The 15,071-nt window shown below is 71.1% G+C and carries 10 protein-coding genes; 3 read left to right on the top strand and 7 right to left on the bottom strand.

The genetic code is table 11. The annotated features are described in order from the left end of the window. The first annotated feature begins 26 nt into the window (after positions 1-26). Complete coding sequence (locus GA0070617_RS25595; protein WP_091443959.1) at positions 27-5,852, top strand: ThuA domain-containing protein; 5,826 nt, start codon at positions 27-29, stop codon at positions 5,850-5,852. 375 nt (positions 5,853-6,227) lie between these two features. Continuing rightward, a complete protein-coding gene (locus GA0070617_RS25600) occupies positions 6,228-6,911 on the top strand; it encodes a hypothetical protein (protein ID WP_139135760.1) in 684 nt (227 codons plus the stop codon). 111 nt (positions 6,912-7,022) lie between these two features. Here GA0070617_RS25600 and GA0070617_RS25605 read toward each other — a convergent pair whose 3' ends face one another. The 3 genes from GA0070617_RS25605 to GA0070617_RS25615 all read right to left on the bottom strand — a co-directional run bounded on the left by GA0070617_RS25605 (position 7,023) and on the right by GA0070617_RS25615 (position 10,383). Next, the gene (locus tag GA0070617_RS25605; protein WP_091443966.1) at positions 7,023-7,967 is read right to left on the bottom strand and encodes an aldo/keto reductase; all 945 of its coding nucleotides are present in this window, start codon (positions 7,965-7,967) and stop codon (positions 7,023-7,025) included. Between the two features lie 86 nt (positions 7,968-8,053). After that, the gene (locus tag GA0070617_RS25610; protein WP_091443969.1) at positions 8,054-9,724 is read right to left on the bottom strand and encodes an ABC-F family ATP-binding cassette domain-containing protein; all 1,671 of its coding nucleotides are present in this window, start codon (positions 9,722-9,724) and stop codon (positions 8,054-8,056) included. 41 nt (positions 9,725-9,765) lie between these two features. Next, positions 9,766-10,383, bottom strand: a complete 618-nt coding sequence (locus GA0070617_RS25615) for a class I SAM-dependent methyltransferase (RefSeq protein ID WP_091443972.1) — start codon at positions 10,381-10,383, stop codon at positions 9,766-9,768. Positions 10,384-10,484: 101 nt separating this feature from the next. Between GA0070617_RS25615 and GA0070617_RS25620 the strand changes: the two genes are divergently transcribed. Continuing rightward, positions 10,485-11,801, top strand: coding sequence for a chromosomal replication initiator protein DnaA (locus GA0070617_RS25620; RefSeq protein WP_175440656.1), 1,317 nt, complete (start codon positions 10,485-10,487; stop codon positions 11,799-11,801). A 24-nt stretch (positions 11,802-11,825) separates the two neighbouring features. Here GA0070617_RS25620 and truA read toward each other — a convergent pair whose 3' ends face one another. The 4 genes from truA to rpsD all read right to left on the bottom strand — a co-directional run bounded on the left by truA (position 11,826) and on the right by rpsD (position 15,067). Continuing rightward, a complete protein-coding gene (gene truA / locus GA0070617_RS25625) occupies positions 11,826-12,656 on the bottom strand; it encodes a tRNA pseudouridine(38-40) synthase TruA (RefSeq protein WP_091443976.1) in 831 nt (276 codons plus the stop codon). Positions 12,657-12,726: 70 nt separating this feature from the next. Beyond that, positions 12,727-13,287: a 50S ribosomal protein L17 gene (gene rplQ / locus GA0070617_RS25630; RefSeq protein ID WP_091443980.1), complete on the bottom strand. Its 561-nt coding sequence runs from the start codon at positions 13,285-13,287 to the stop codon at positions 12,727-12,729. A 34-nt stretch (positions 13,288-13,321) separates the two neighbouring features. Continuing rightward, positions 13,322-14,344, bottom strand: coding sequence for a DNA-directed RNA polymerase subunit alpha (locus GA0070617_RS25635; RefSeq protein WP_091443984.1), 1,023 nt, complete (start codon positions 14,342-14,344; stop codon positions 13,322-13,324). 96 nt (positions 14,345-14,440) lie between these two features. Then, complete coding sequence (gene rpsD, locus GA0070617_RS25640; protein ID WP_091443987.1) at positions 14,441-15,067, bottom strand: 30S ribosomal protein S4; 627 nt, start codon at positions 15,065-15,067, stop codon at positions 14,441-14,443. Positions 15,068-15,071: the final 4 nt, after the last annotated feature.

A 15,071-nucleotide genomic window follows, 5' to 3' on the forward strand; every position in this document is an offset into this window, starting at 1 on the left:
CGTCCAGCCCGGACAGAGGAGACCTTGTGTCCCTATTCCGCCGTATCAGATCGTCGCGGGGCCCCCTCCCCGCGGCTCTGCTCACCCTCACCCTCACCACCACGCTCATCGGCGCGCCGGCCCAGGCCGCGCCCACCACCGCACTCACCGCCGCGAAGGCGGCCCCGGTCCTGGCCGCGCCCGCAACCCAGGCTGCCGAGCCGTACTCGGTGCTGGTCTTCTCCAAGACCGCCGGGTTCCGGCACGGCTCCATCCCGGCCGGCATCGCGGCCATCCAGCAGCTCGGCGCGGACAACGGTTTCACCGTCGACACCACCGAGGACGGCGCCGCCTTCACCGACGAGAACCTCGCCAGGTACAAGGCGGTCATCTGGCTCTCCACCACCGGTGACGTGCTCGACGCCGGGCAGCAGGCCGCGTTCGAGCGGTACATCCAGGGCGGCGGCGGATACGCCGGCGTGCACGCGGCGTCGGACACCGAGTACAGCTGGGAGTGGTACGGCGACCTCGTCGGCGCCTACTTCTCCGGCCACCCGGCCAACCAGACGGCCACCATCAAGGTCGAGGACCACGCACACGACTCCACCGCGCACCTGCCGGAGCGCTGGTCCCGCTACGACGAGTGGTACAACTTCCGCACCAACCCGCGCGGTGACGTGCACGTGCTGTCCAGCCTGGACGAGACCAGCTACAACCCGGGCGCCGGCGCGATGGGCGCCGACCACCCGATCGCCTGGTGCCAGGAGTACGACGGCGGGCGGTCCTGGTACACCGGTGGCGGCCACACCAACGAGTCGTTCGCCGAGCCGGAGTTCCTCCGCCACCTGCTCGGGGGCATCCAGACCGCGGCCGGGGTGGTCGACTCCGACTGCGCCGCCTCGAAGACCTCCAGCTTCGAGAAGGTCACGCTGGACAGCAACACCAGCAACCCGATGGAACTGGACATCGCGCCGGACGGCCGGGTCTTCTACATCGAGCGCGACGGCCGGGTGCAGATCGTCAAGCCGGACACCGGCAACACGGTCACCGCGCTCACCCTGAGCGTCTTCACCGGCAACGAGGACGGCCTGATCGGCATCCGGCTCGACCCGGACTTCGCCACCAACGGCTGGGTCTTCCTCTACTACGCGCCCGCCGGCGGCGGGCCGCGCAACTACATCTCCCGGTTCACCGTCACCGGTGACACCATCGACCCGGCCAGCGAGAAGGTCGTGCTGCAGGTCGACACCCAACGCAACACCTGCTGTCACGCGGGCGGAAGCATGGTCTTCGACTCGGCCGGCAACCTGTACCTGGCCACCGGGGACAACACCAACCCCTTCGAGTCCAGCGCGTACACCCCGATCGACGAGCGGCCGGGACGCCAGGACTACGACGCGCAGCGTACCTCCGGCAACACCAACGACCTGCGCGGCAAGGTGCTCCGGATCCACCCGGAGGACGACGGGACGTACACCGTCCCGGAGGGCAACCTCTTCCCACCGGGCACCGAGAAGACCCGCCCCGAGATCTACGCGATGGGCTTCCGGAACCCGTTCCGGATCGGCATCGACCCGGCCACCGACGTGCTCTACGTCGGTGACTACGGCCCGGACGCCGGCTCGGCCAACCCGAACCGGGGCCCGGCCGGGCTGGTGGAGTGGAACATCGTCGACCGGCCCGGCAACTTCGGCTGGCCGTACTGCCACGGCAACAACCAGGCCTACAACGACTACCAGTTCCCCTCCGGCCCCAGCGGCGCCAAGTTCGACTGCGCCGCGCCGGTGAACAACTCCCCCAACAACACCGGCCTGACCGACCTGCCGCCGGCCATCGCGGCCACCGTCGACTACGGCTACGGCGGGGACCCGCGCTTCCCGGAGATCGGTGGCGGCGGCGCGCCGATGGGCGGCCCGGTCTACCGGTACGACGCCGACAACCCCTCGCCGACCAAGTGGCCTGCGTACTTCGACAGCAAGGCCATCTTCGGCGAGTGGAACCAGTCGAAGATGTACACCTTCCAGGTCGCCAAGGACGGCAAGTCCCTGATCGACATCAACCAGTTGCTGGTCGGGATGACCTTCATCCGGCCGATGGACTTCGAGTTCGGCCCGGACGGGGCGCTCTACCTCATCGAGTGGGGCAGCGGCTTCGGCGGCAACAACGACAACTCGGGTGTCTACCGGATCGACTACGTCGCCGGTGACCGGGCCCCGATCGCGTCGGCCACCGCCGATCCGACCTCCGGGGCGGCCCCGCTGACCGTCACGTTCTCCAGTGCGGGTTCCCGGGACCCCGACGGCGGCACGCTCACCTACGCCTGGGCGTTCGGTGACGGGCAGACCTCGACCGAGGCCAACCCGACCCACACCTACGCCGAGGCCGGCAACTACACCGCGCAGCTCACCGTCACCAACCCGGCGGGGCGTACCGCGGTGGCGAACGTGCCGGTCACCGTCGGCAACACCGCGCCCACCGTCACCATCGAGTTCCCGCCGGACGGCGGGTTCTTCAACTGGGGCGACCAGGTCAAGTACACGATCAAGGTGACCGACCCCGAGGACGGGGAGATCGACTGCGCGAAGGTCAACCTGCAGGTACTGCTCGGCCACGACGAGCACGCCCACCCGCTGGACCAGCTCACCGGCTGCACCGGCACGGTGCAGACCCAACTCGCCGACGGGCACGGCGCCGAGGCCAACGTCTTCACCGTGCTGGAGGCGACCTACACCGACGCCGGCGGCACCGGCGGTTCCGCCCCGCTCACCGGTCGGGCCCTGGAGATCCTGCAGCCCAAGCAGAAGCAGGCCGAGTACTACAGCGCCACCGGCCGGGTGGCCGGTGCCACCGGCGGCGGCGACCCGGGCGTGGTCCGGGAGGCCGGTTCCGACAGCGCCGGCGGCGGGCAGAACATCGGCTTCATCGAGGACGGCGACTGGTGGTCGGTCGACCCGGCCGACCTGACCGGCATCGAGCAGATCCGGTTCCGGGTGGCCGCACAGGGCGCCGGCGGTCGGATCGAGGTACGCGCCGGAGCCGCCGACGGTCCGCTGATCACCACGGCCACCGTGCCGACCACGGGTGCCTGGCAGACGTACACCAATGTCACCGCGGAGGTGCCGGCGGACGCCGACACGGGCGGGTCGTTGTTCTTCGTGGCCCGGGACCCCGCCGGGGGTGCCAACAGCCTGTTCAACGTCAACTGGATGGACTTCGTCGGCAAGGGCGTCACCGACAACGCGCCGCCGACGGTGACCGCCACGGCCACCCCGCTCACCGGCACCGCGCCGGTCGAGGTCTCCTTCACCGGTACGGCCACCGACGCCGAGGACGACACCCCGTTCACGTACGCCTGGGACTTCGGTGACGGCGGTACGGCGGACACGCTGAACGCCACCCACACCTACACCGTGCCGGGCACGTTCACCGCCACCCTGACGGTCACCGACAACCGGGGCGCGAAGGCGTACGCGACCGTCCAGGTCAAGGTGGAGGCGCCGAACACCTCCTGCTTCGGTGCCCGCTCGGACGACTTCCTCGGCAACGACCTGGACAAGGACCGCTGGACGGTGGTCCGGGAGAACCAGCTCTACTCCGTCTCCGGGGGCGCGCTGCGGCTGCCCACCGCCGTCGGTGACCTGTACGGCACCCGCAACGACGCGACCAACCTGGTGCTCCAGCCCGCACCCAGCGGGGCCTGGCAGGCCACCACGAAGGTCACCGTCCCGACCACGGCCGACTACCAGCAGGCCGGCCTGATCGTCTACGGCGACGACGACAACTACGCCAAGGTTGACCTGCTGTACGGCGGCAACCGCAAGGTGGAGTTCATCCGGGAGACCGCCGCGACGCCGCGCAACGAGGGTGCCGACGCGACCGCCTGGTCCGCCGGTGACACCGTCTACCTGCGCATGATCAGCGACGGGACGAACCTGACCGCGGCGTACTCCGCCGACGGGCAGACCTTCACCCCGGTCGGCCGCTCGGCCGCGCTGGCCGGCATCACCAACCCCCGGATCGGCGTCTTCGCCCTCAACGGCGGCACCACCGCGCCGGTGGTGGACGCGGTCTTCGACTGGTTCCAGGTCACGCCCGACGCTCCGGCCGAGCCGGTGACCCCGTCGGACGAGTTCACCGGGAACAGCCTGGACAAGTGCCGGTGGAACGCGATCGTCCGCGAGGACGCCGCCGCCTACCGGGTGACCGACGGCGCGCTGCGCATCGACGTGCCCAACGGTGACATCTACGGCACCGGCAACACCGGACCGACGAACTTCATCCTGCAGAACGCGCCGGCGGGCGACTGGACGCTGGAGACGAAGGTCGACGGCAGCCTGCTGAACGAGCAGTACCAGCAGGCCGGTCTGCTGGTCTACGCGGACGACGACAACTACCTCAAGTTCGACTTCATCGCGGACAACACCGCCGGGCAGGCAGTCTCCCGCCGGATCGAGTTCCGCAGCGAGGTCGGCGGGGCGGTGCAGAGTCCGCAGCCGGAGGCCGCCAACCTGACCCAGGCGGTCTGGCACCTGCGGCTGGCCCGTAGCGGCAACAGCTACACCGCCGCCTACTCGGCCGACGGCCAGGAGTGGACCACGCTCGGGACGCTGACCAGCACCGCCGTCGGGGCCACCCCGAAGGTGGGTCTGTTCACCCTCGGGGCCAACCAGACCGCCTCGAAGACGGCGTCGTTCGACTACTTCCGGGTCACCACCGGACAGGTCGACGACACCGCGCCGGTGACCACGGCCGAGGTGTCCGGCACCCCGGTCGAGGGCTGGTACACCGGCCCGGTGACGGTCACCCTGACCGCCACCGACGCCGACACCGGCGTCGAGCGCACCGAGTACCAGCTCGACGGGGCCACCGAGTGGACCGCGTACACCGAGCCGGTGGAGATCACCGGGGACGGTGAGCACGAGCTGCGGTTCCGCTCGACCGACGAGGCCGGCAACGTCGAGGAGACGAAGACGGTCACGGTCAAGATCGACGCCACCGCGCCGGTCAGCTCCGCGCAGTTCGCCAACGCGAACGACGAGGGCTGGCACGACGGTACGGTCCCGGTGGTGCTCAGCTCGACCGACGCCGGTTCCGGGGTCAAGCTGCTGGAGTGGTCGCTGGACGGTGGGGACTGGACGCCGTACACCGAGGCGGTCCAGATCAGCGGGGACGGGCAGCACGAGCTGCTCTACCGGGCCACCGACAACGCCGGCAACGTGGAGGCGCTGAAGTCGGCGATCGTCAAGATCGACGGCACCAAGCCGACGCTGCTGGTCTCCGGCATCGCCGACGGTCAGCTCTACGGTGACAGCCAGGACGTACGGATCTCCTGGCAGGCGGTCGACTCGACCTCCGGCATCAAGACCGTCACCGGCGTGCTGGACGGCAGGACGTACGCCAGCGGGACGCTCCAGGCCATGTACGAGCTCACCCTCGGCATGCACGAGCTGACCGTGACCGCTACCGACAAGGCGGGCAACAAGACCACCTCGACGGTACGGTTCTTCGTCACCACCTCGTTCCGGGACATGCAGAACCTGATCGACCGGTTCAAGGCGACCGGGCGGCTCTCCAACAAGGCCCACCGCCAGCTGACCAACAAGCTGACGGCGGTCCGGACCTCGGAGGCCGCCGGCAACGACAAGCGGGCGGTCCAGCAGTTGACCGCATTCCGTGCCCTCGCTGCCGACACCGCCCTGGTCACCGACGCCGAGGTTCGGGAAGCCCTGGTCCGGGACGCCGACGCCATGATCGTCCGGCTCGGTGGCACGGCCAGCAAGGCCGGAGTCAAGGCGAACGACGGCAACAAGGTCGACGGCGCTGGCCGCCTCGGGGAGGATCCGACCCGGATCGCCCCCAACGGCAAGCTCTGACCGACCCCGGGGTGCCCGTCCACTGCCAACCGGCGGTGGGCGGGCACCCCGCTCGTTTCCCCCCGGACCCTTCTTCCCGCCCGCCCCGCCCTGACCAGCTCGTTTCACCTGAGGAGCGACATCATGCGTACCCGCTGGGGTTCCGCCACCGTCCTCGCCGGCCTCTGCCTGGCGGCTCTGACCGCCACCCCCGCGCCGCTGGTCACCACATCCACGATGCTGGCCGCCGAATCCACGACACTAGCGCCTGAATCAGGGAGAGTGCCCCCTCGATCTTCAGCCCTGGAATCGGTGGCCACTCAATCGGGGATGTTGGCCTCTGGATCAGGAACAGCGACCACTCAATCCACGATCCTGGCCCCTGAATCAGGGACGGTGGCCACTCGGACCGGGATGCTGCTGGTCGACGGGGAGCTGAAGCTGGTGGTGGCCGGGGACGGGGCGACCGGGATCACCGTCCAGGCCCGCTACGCCGACGACGACCGGCCATTGGACCAGATGGTCCGGCTGGTGGTGACCGCCACGGGCGAGGGCGGACGTTCGCTCGGTCCACTGCAGATCGAGCCCTCCGGCGAGGGCCAGGGCTTCTACACCACCGGCCCGGTGCTTACTCCCGGCCGTTGGCAGGTGACAGTCACCGGGCCGGCCGCCAACCCCGGTAGCGCGACCGCCGAGGTCGAGGCCCGCCCGGCGGCCAGTCCGCCCCCGGCACCCGCCGTCGACAGCCGGCAGGCCGCGGTGGAGAACGGAAGTGGCCTGCTCCGGACCGTGGGACTGGCCGTGATCGTGCTCGTCGTCCTGGCCGTGGCCGGCATCCTGCTGACCGCCCGCCGCCGTGGTCACACCCCGGCCACCACTGACACCGCAGCCACCACCGACACCGCAGCCACCACCGACACCGACACCCGCACCACCGACCGCGCAGCCACCACCCCCGGTGCCACCCCCGGCACCGGCACCACCGCTACCGCTACCTCCACCGGCACCGGCACCGGCACCGGCACCGGCACCGGTGAGCGCACAAGCCCACACGCCACCCACCCGGACACCGCCGAATAGGACAGCACCGTCCCGATGCCGCCGTACCCGGTCAACGCCGTACCCGGTCAACGCCGTACCCGGTCAACGCCGTACCCGGTCAACGCCGTACCCGTTCAACGCCGTACCCGGTCAGAGTAGGGCGCGCAGGGCGGCCCAGTCGGCGGCGTCCGGCCGCCAGGCCCCGGCCTCGGCGTTGGCGCGTACCTGGTCGGCGGTGGTTGCCCCGGCGATCACCGAGGTCACCGCCGGCTGGGCGGCCAGTCCGCCGATGGCCACCTGGAGCATCGAGAGTCCCCGCTCGGCCGCGTACGCCTCGATCGCCTCGATGGTGTCCCAGTCGGCGGCGGCGAGGCGCTCGGCGTACCGGCCGCCGCCGGCCAGCCGGGTGCCCTCCGGGGGCGCCGAGCCACGCCGGTACTTGCCGGTGAGCAGCCCGTCGGCGAGCGGGAAGAACGGCAGCAGCCCGAGGCCGAACCGCTCGCAGGCCGGCACCACCTCCGCCTCGACGCCACGCTCCAGCAGGCTGTAGTGGTTCTGGGCGCTGATGAACGGGGTCATGCCGCCGGTGCGGGCGGTCCAGTCGGCATCGGCGATCTGCCAGCCGGTGAAGTTGGAGTTGCCCAGGTAGCGGACCTTGCCGGCGCGGACCAGGTCGTCCAGCGCCGCCAGGGTCTCCTCGATCGGCGTACCCGGATCGGGCTGGTGCATCTGGTACAGGTCGATGTGGTCGGTGCCGAGGCGGCGCAGCGACGCCTCCACCGCGCGGGCGACGTACCGGCGGGCGCCCCGGGCGTCGAAGTCCGGGCCGTTCATGCCGTGCATGTCCATGCCGAACTTGGTGGCCAGCACCACGTCGTCCCGGCGGCCCTTGAGCGCCTGGCCCAGCACCTCCTCGGAGGCGCCCTGCGGCTCGCCGTAGATGTCCGCGGTGTCGAAGAGGTTGATCCCCGCGTCGATCGCGGCGTCGACCACCGCCCGGGTGCCGTCGAGGTCCAGCTTGCGGCCGAAGTTGTTGCAGCCGATGCCCACCACGGACACCACGAGCCCGGAGTCGCCCAGCCTGCGATATGCCATCTCAGTCACCGCACCACCCTATGCGAGGTGTTAGGAAGGGGCCCCTGTACAACGTTTTGCGATAACAGGGGGCCCTTCCTTTCAGCTCACCAGGTGGGGGTGGGGGTTTCGACCACCTCGTTGTCGTCGCCGAAGAGCAGGAAGCGGTCGAAGGTGCGGGTGAACCACCGGTCGTGGGTGACCGCGACCACCGTGCCGTCGAAGGCGGTCAGCCCGGCTTCGAGCGCCTCGGCGGAGGCCAGGTCGAGGTTGTCGGTCGGCTCGTCGAGCAGCAGCAGGGTCGCCCCGGAGAGCTCCAGCAGCAGCACCAGGAACCGGGCCTGCTGACCACCGGAGAGGGTGCCGAAGCGCTGGTCGCCCTGGCCGGCCAGCTCGTATCGGCTGAGCGCCGCCATCGCGGCGTGCCGGTCCATCCCGGACCGGTGCTCGTCGCCCCGCCAGAGGATCTCGACAAGCGTCCGGTCCATCAGCTCCGGCCGGTCGTGGGTCTGCGAGAAGTGCCCGGGACGGACCCGCGCGCCGAGCCGGGCCACCCCGTCGTGGGCCACCGGGGCGAGCGCCGCCGCGCCGTCGACCGGCCCGTTGGCCGGGTCCGGGTCGGTGCCGCCGCGGGCCAGCAGCCGCAGGAAGTGCGACTTGCCGGTGCCGTTGGCCCCGAGCACCGCGACCCGGTCGCCATACCAGAGCTCCAGGTCGAAGGGGTAGGTCAGGCCGTCCAGCTCCAGCTGCTCGCAGATCACCGCCCGCTTGCCGGTCCGCCCGCCGGTCAGCCGCATCCGGATGTCCTGCTCCTTCGGCGGTACGGGCGGCGGCCCGGCCTCCTCGAACTTGCGCAGCCTGGTCTGGGCGGCCTGGTACCGGGAGGCCAACCCGTCGTTGTACGCCGCCTTCTGCTTGTACATCAGCATCAGCTCACGCAGCTTCTGGTGTTCCTCGTCCCAACGTCGGCGCAGCTCGTCGAGGCGGGCGTGCCGGTTCACCCGGGCGGCGTGCCAGTCGGCGAAGCCGCCCGGGTGCACCCAGGCGCTGCCACCCTCGACGGTGACCACCCGGTCGGCGGTCTGCGCCAGCAGTTCCCGGTCGTGCGAGACGTAGAGCACCGACTTCGGCGACTCCCGCAGCCGTCCCTCCAGCCAGCGTTTGCCGGGCACGTCGAGGAAGTTGTCCGGCTCGTCGAGCAGGAGCACCTCGTCGTCGCCGCGCAGCAGCAACTCCAGCGCGAAGCGCTTCTGCTGGCCACCGGAGAGGGTCCGGACCGGTCGGTGCCCGACCGCGTCCCAACCCTGGCCGAGCACGATGGTGGCCACGGTGTCGAAGAGCACCTCGGCGTCGTACCCGCCGGTCTCGCCCCAGGCGGCCAACGCGTCGGCGTACGCCAGTTGGGCCTTGCCGGCGGCGGTGCTGTGCGGGCCGCGCGCCTCGGCCGCCCGCATCGCGGCCTCGGTGTCGGCGAGTCGCCGGCCGGCGGCACGCAGGGCGGGTGGGGTGAGGGAGAGGGCCAGGTCGGCGAGGGTGGTGTCGTCACCGATCATGCCGATGAACTGGCGCATCACGCCCAGCCCGCCGGCCCGGGAGATGCTGCCGGTGGGCACCGGCAGGTCACCGGCGACCATTCTCAGCAGCGTCGTCTTGCCCGCGCCGTTCGGCCCGACCAGGGCCACCTTGGCCCCCTCACCCACCCGGAACGACACGTCCCGGAAGAGCTCCCGGCCGTCGGGCAGGACGTGCCCGACCGCTGCCACGTCCACGTATCCCACGTGCGAATCCTGCCCGAGTCGACCACCCGGGCGACATCGAATTACCGGGTGACCCGCAGCACCCGGTACCCCTTCTGGCTGGCCTGCCGGCCGACCTGCCACCCCTGGTCGACCAACCAGCGCTGCAGCGAGTCGCCGCCGAGGTGACGGGCGACCACCAGCCAGCCGACCCCGGCCGGGGCGAGCCGCGGCAACCAGCGTCCCAACAGCTCGTGCAACTCCGCCTTACCGATCCGGATCGGCGGGTTGGACCAGATCTGGGCGAAGGCGACGTCGTCGGGTACCTCATCCGGCGCGTGGACCCGTACCCGGTCGGCGACACCGACCCGCACCGCGTTCGCGGCGGTGAGTTCCCGGGCCCGCGCGTTGACGTCGACCGCCCAGACCGTGGCCGACGGGGCACACGAGGCGAGCACGCAGGTGATCGGCCCGAACCCGCAGCCGAGGTCGAGCAACGCGCCGGAGGTGGCGGCGCTGGGCAGGTCGGCCTTGCGCAGCAGCACCCCGGTGCCGGGGTCGAGCCGGGCGGCGGAGAAGACCCCGCCGGCCGAGGCCAGGGTCCAGTCCCGGCCGGCGGCGCTGAATTCCACCTCACGGGGCGCGGCAGAGGTCGTCGGCTCGGCGGTGAAGTAGTGGTCCCCGGTCGTCACGTCCGGCATTCTCGCACCGGGTGCCCGACAGCCCCTCGGGTGTCCCCGCGTGGTCGCTTGATTTTTCCGATTTATCCCCTAATGGGGCAATGGCCCCTACGCTACACATCATGGTCTATCGGTATGAGTCCGGTGAGGACAGCCACCTGGAGCACCCGCGGCCCGGCACCGAGCTTTCGGTGATCTCCGCCGGCCCGCCCGCCCGCCCCGGGCCCTCGCCGTCCCGTTTCCCCACGCCCACGCTGCCCCGGTCGAGCCGTCCGGCAACCGTCGGCCACCCGTCGGCATCGATGCGCGCCGCCCACTCCACCACCTACCGGGTACGCGGCCCGCAGTCCGCCGCCGAACCGTACCCGGCCGACGCCGCGCACCCGGCCGAACCGTATCCGCCGCAGACCGCACACCAGGCCGAACCGTATCCGCCGCAGACCGCACACCAGGCCGAACCGCTTCCGCCGCACACCGCGCACCAGGCAACCCAGTTTCCGCCGCGGGTCTCCCACCACACCGAGCCGATCCCGCCGCACACCTCGGGCCGTCCGGTCGCGCAGCCGCTCGGGCCGTCCCGCACCCGCTCGTCGGGCGGGCGGAACTGGCAGGTCCTCGTCGGTGGCGTCGCGGTGCTCGCGCTGCTCGCCCTCACCGGCCTGGGTGCCGCCGCCCTCGTCGTCGACAGGTCCTCGCCACCGACGGTGACCCCGGTGGCCGGCCCGGCCGCCTCCCCGTCGGCGAAATCCGAGCCACCGCAGGGCATCGACTCCCGGGAGACCGATCCGGCACCGCTGACCGCCAAGGAGGTCTTCGGCAGCCAGACGCTGACCCTCGGCTCCAGCGGGGCCTCGTACCAGGTGCTCAAGACCCAGTCCAGCGGCAGCTGCGCGGTCGCGGCCACCGACGAGATCGCCGACCTGCTGAGTCTGCTGGGCTGCAGCCAGGTGGTCCGGGCCACCCTGCGCTCCCCCGACGGCGAGCACCTGGCCACCGCCGGGCTGTTCAACCTGACCGACCTGCACACCGCCGAGCGGGCCAGGGACCGGATCCGTGAGCTCCTCGACGACCGGCAGGGACGGCTGCGGGGCATGCCCGCCGACGACGACGAGACGACGGTGCTCGCCACCGCCCCGGCCCGCGTCGGCTGGCAGGTACGCGGCCACTACCTGGCGTACGCCGTGGTCACCCGGGCCGACGGCGCGGCCGCCGACGCGGACGACCAGACGGTACGCAGCGTGCTGTTCGACCTGATCGAGCTGCACCTCAACCAGGACGTGCTGGAGCGGCGGGCCAACGCGGGGGCGGCCAACCAGCCCACCGCGAGCCCCACCGAGCGCGCCGGGTCGCCGGCTGCGGACCCGGACCTCACCGAAGACCGCGACGACGGCAACGGGTACGACCCGGAGGGCGCAGACCGCTCCGGCGACCAGGACTGAGCCGGGCTCTCCGGAGCCGGCGGTTCAGGCCTCGGCGGGGACGCGGAGCCGACGGGTGAGTTCGGCCCGCCGGGCGTACTCCGTCGGGTCGGTCGGGTAGCCGACCTCGACCAGGGTGAGCCCGTGCGCCGGGGCCACGGTGACCTCGCTGGACCGTTCCCGCCGGGTCAGCAGGCCGGCCGGCCACTCCACCGGCCGGCGGCCGTCCCCGGCGACCAGCATCGCGCCGACCAGGCTGCGCACCATGGCCTGGCAGAACGCGTCGGCCTGCACGGTGGCCACCAGCACCCCGTCGGCCTCCCGACGCCAGTCCAGCCGGGTCACCTCGCGCAGCGTGGTCGCGTTCTCCTTCCGCCGGCAGTACGCGGCGAAGTCGTGCTCCCCCACCAGTCCGGCCGCCGCGGCGTTCAGCGCGGTCAGGTCCAGCGGCCTGGGCCAGGCCAGGATCTCGTGCCGGCGCAACGGCTGGGCACCGTACGGGGCATCGGTCACCCGGTACTCGTAGCGGCGCCAGGTGGCCGAGAACCGGGCGTCGAAGTCGGCGGGCACCTCGGTCATCGTCCGGACCCGCACGTCGGTGGGGAGCAGCCGGGCCAGCCGGCGCAGCAGTGACCCGGCCCGCTCCTGCCACACCTCGGTGGGCAGCTCCAGGTGGCAGACCTGGCCGGTGGCGTGCACCCCGGCGTCGGTCCGTCCGGCCACCGTCAACCCGGTCGCGGTACCCGGGCCGAGCACCAGGTCGAGGTGTTCGGTCAACACCCCGGCGACCGTACGCCGGTCGGGCTGGGCGGCCCAGCCGGAGAAACCCGTGCCGTCGTAGGCGACGTCCAGTCGTACCCGGGTCCGCTCGTGCACCTCGTACCTCCGCCTGACGGTTCGGGCCCGGCACCCCACGAAGGGGTGCCGGGCCCGACGAAGCCTGTGCTCAGGCCTTGTTCTCGTTGACCTCGTCGCTGTCCTCGCGGGCGGCGGCGGTGTCACCGGAAGCCGAGACCGGAGCCTCGGCGTCCTGGTCGGTGTCGGTCTTGGCCTGCGGGGTCTCCTCCGCCGGCGCGAGCGCCTCCACCTTGTCCTGCTGCGCCGCCTTGCGGGCGGCGGTCTTGTTGTTCGCCTTCGGCTCGGCGACCTGGAGCTCCTCGACCAGCTCGATGACCGCCATCGGAGCGGCGTCACCCTTACGCGGGCCGATCTTCACGATCCGGGTGTAGCCACCCGGACGGTTCGCGTACCGCGGCGCGATCTGGTCGAACAGGGAGTAGACCACGTCCTTGTCCTTGACGACGCCCAGCACCCGCCGACGGGACGCGAGGTCGCCCCGCTTGGCCTTGGTGATGAGCTGCTCGGCCAGCGGACGCAACCGCCGGGCCTTCGTCTCGGTGGTCTTGATCTTGCCGTGCTGGAACAGCGCGGTGGCCAGGTTGGCCAGCATCAGCCGCTCGTGCGCGGGGCTGCCGCCGAGGCGGGGGCCCTTGGTGGGCGTGGGCATGCTAGGTGCTCCTCAGGTGTGGCGGCAGCGCGGACTAGAGCTGCTCGGTCTCGCGGTAGTCGTCGGTGTCGTATTCGGCCTCACCGAAGGCGTCCACGACGTGCGCCGGGTCGAAGTTCGGGGCCGAGTCCTTCAGCCCCAGACCCATCCCGGCGAGCTTCATCTTGACCTCGTCGATCGACTTCTGACCGAAGTTCCGGATGTCGAGGAGGTCGGCCTCGGTGCGCCCGATCAGCTCACCAACGGAGTTGATGCCCTCGCGCTTGAGGCAGTTGTAGGAGCGGACGGTGAGGTCCAGCTCCTCGATCGGCAGGGCCAGGTCCGCCGCGAGCTGGGCGTCCTGCGGGGACGGCCCGATGTCGATGCCCTCCGCGGTCTCGTCCAGCTCCCGGGCCAGCCCGAAGAGCTCCACCAGCGTCGAACCGGCGGAGGCCAGCGCGGTACGCGGGCCCATCGACGGCTTGGTCTCGACGTCGATGATCAGCCGGTCGAAGTCGGTACGCTGCTCGACCCGGGTCGCCTCGACGCGGTACGTCACCTTCAGCACCGGCGAGTAGATCGAGTCGACCGGGATCCGGCCGATCTCCGCGCCGGCCTGCTTGTTCTGCGCCGCCGTCACGTAACCGCGGCCCCGCTCGACGGTCAGCTCCATGTCGAGCCGGCCCTTGCCGTTGAGGGTGGCGAGCTTGAGATCGGCGTTGTGCACCGAGACCCCGGCCGGCGGCTGGATGTCGCCCGCGGTGACGTCACCGGGGCCCTGCTTGCGCAGGTACATGCTGACCGGCTCGTCGTGCTCGGAGCTGACGCAGAGCTCCTTGATGTTCATGACGAGCTCGACCACGTCCTCCTTGACCCCGGGGATCGTGGTGAACTCGTGCAGCACACCATCGATCTTGATCGAGGTCACCGCGGCGCCCGGGATGGACGACAGCAGCGTACGCCGCAGCGAGTTGCCCAGGGTGTAGCCGAAGCCCGGCTCCAGCGGCTCGATGGTGAACCGGGAACGGGTCTCGTTGATCGCCTCTTCGGAGAGAGACGGTCGCTGGCTGATGAGCATTTCTTCTCTTCTCTTCCGGGACGCCCGCTATTTGACGTCCACGACAAAACCTGTTCCGGTGGCCCGCCCGAGCAGGCGGGCCACCGCAACGAGCCGCTACTTGGAGTAGAGCTCGACGATCAGCTGCTCCTGGACCTGGGTGTCGATCACCTGGCGGGCCGGGAGCGAGTGCACCAGCACCTTCATCTGGCTGGGGATGGCCTCGAGCCACGCCGGAACGGTCTTGGAACCGGCCTGGGCCTGCGCCACGACGAACGGGGTGAGCTCCTTGCTCTTGCCCCGGACCTCGATGATGTCGTGCTCCTTCACCCGGAACGACGGGATGTCGACCTTCTTGCCGTTCACGGTGAAGTGGCCGTGCTTGACCAGCTGCCGGGCCATGTCCCGGGAGTGGGCGAAGCCGGCCCGGTAGACCACGTTGTCCAGCCGCGACTCGAGGATCTGCAGCAGAACCTCACCCGTCTTGGCCTTCTTGCCCACGGCCTCCTCGTAGTAGCCGCGGAACTGCTTCTCCAGCACGCCGTAGACCCGACGGGCCTTCTGCTTCTCGCGGAGCTGGAGCAGGTACTCCGTCTCCTTGGTGCGGCCGCGGCCGTGCTGTCCGGGCGGGAAGGGCCGGGACTCGAACGGGCACTTCGGGCCATCGCACTTGCTGCCCTTGAGGAACAGCTTCATCTTCTCCCGCCGGCAACGGCGGCAGTCTGCACCGGTGTAACGAGCCATCTCT

The organism is Micromonospora yangpuensis (genome assembly GCF_900091615.1).
GTDB classification, from domain to species: domain Bacteria; phylum Actinomycetota; class Actinomycetes; order Mycobacteriales; family Micromonosporaceae; genus Micromonospora; species Micromonospora yangpuensis.

Excerpts from the sequence above, each read along its gene's own strand:
- rpsD (WP_091443987.1), bottom strand. The coding sequence starts at position 15,067 with ATGGCTCGTTACACCGGTGCAGACTGCCGCCGTTGCCGGCGGGAGAAG.
- GA0070617_RS25615 (WP_091443972.1), bottom strand. The coding sequence starts at position 10,383 with ATGCCGGACGTGACGACCGGGGACCACTACTTCACCGCCGAGCCGACG.
- rplQ (WP_091443980.1), bottom strand. The coding sequence starts at position 13,287 with ATGCCCACGCCCACCAAGGGCCCCCGCCTCGGCGGCAGCCCCGCGCAC.
- GA0070617_RS25620 (WP_175440656.1), top strand. The coding sequence starts at position 10,485 with ATGGTCTATCGGTATGAGTCCGGTGAGGACAGCCACCTGGAGCACCCG.
- GA0070617_RS25605 (WP_091443966.1), bottom strand. The coding sequence starts at position 7,967 with ATGGCATATCGCAGGCTGGGCGACTCCGGGCTCGTGGTGTCCGTGGTG.
- GA0070617_RS25635 (WP_091443984.1), bottom strand. The coding sequence starts at position 14,344 with ATGCTCATCAGCCAGCGACCGTCTCTCTCCGAAGAGGCGATCAACGAG.